This is a genomic window from Flavonifractor porci (genome assembly GCF_037572415.1).
In the GTDB taxonomy this organism is placed as follows: Bacteria; Bacillota; Clostridia; order Oscillospirales; family Oscillospiraceae; genus Flavonifractor; species Flavonifractor porci.
This window is the reverse complement of sequence record NZ_JBBHLB010000040.1, coordinates 1-510: the sequence shown is the minus strand read 5'-3', so window position 1 is coordinate 510 and position 510 is coordinate 1. Positions and strand designations below refer to the sequence as shown.

General features: G+C 55.9%; 1 protein-coding gene. It reads right to left on the bottom strand.

Annotation, left to right across the window (positions count from 1 at the left end):
• The coding region (gene rsgA, locus WHJ28_RS16450; protein WP_340043095.1) for a GTPase RsgA at positions 1–510 on the bottom strand (510 nt) is incomplete at both ends.

Here is a 510-nt window from a genome sequence, read left to right as displayed (position 1 = left end):
GTGGTGGTGTGCCGACCTTTGTCGCCCTTGCCAATCACCTGAGTGGAAATGGCTTGTGCGCCCAGCAGGCAGTTGATCAGGGTGGATTTTCCCACACCGGAGGAGCCGATAAACGCGCAGGTTTGCCCCTTGGCAAAATAGGGCGCAAATTTGTCGCGGATATCCTCATCAAACATAGACAGCGTCAGAATATCCGAAAAACAGGAGATGGCCTCCACCTGAGAAACCGCCTGTGCAAGGTCCTCACACAAATCCGCCTTGGTCAATACAATGACCGGCGTTGCCCCACTGTCCCACGCAATGGATAGATACCGCTCCATGCGGTTCAGGCTGAAATTCTGGTTGAGGGACATGCACAAAAAGACCACATCCACATTGGACGCCACAGGCTGAGCCTGACCGGACACGCCGACCGCTCTCCGGACAAAGAGACTCTTTCTCCGCAGCACTCGATGGATGACTGCCAGCTCCCCCTCCACCGTCACCATGACATAGTCGCCAACGGTGGGA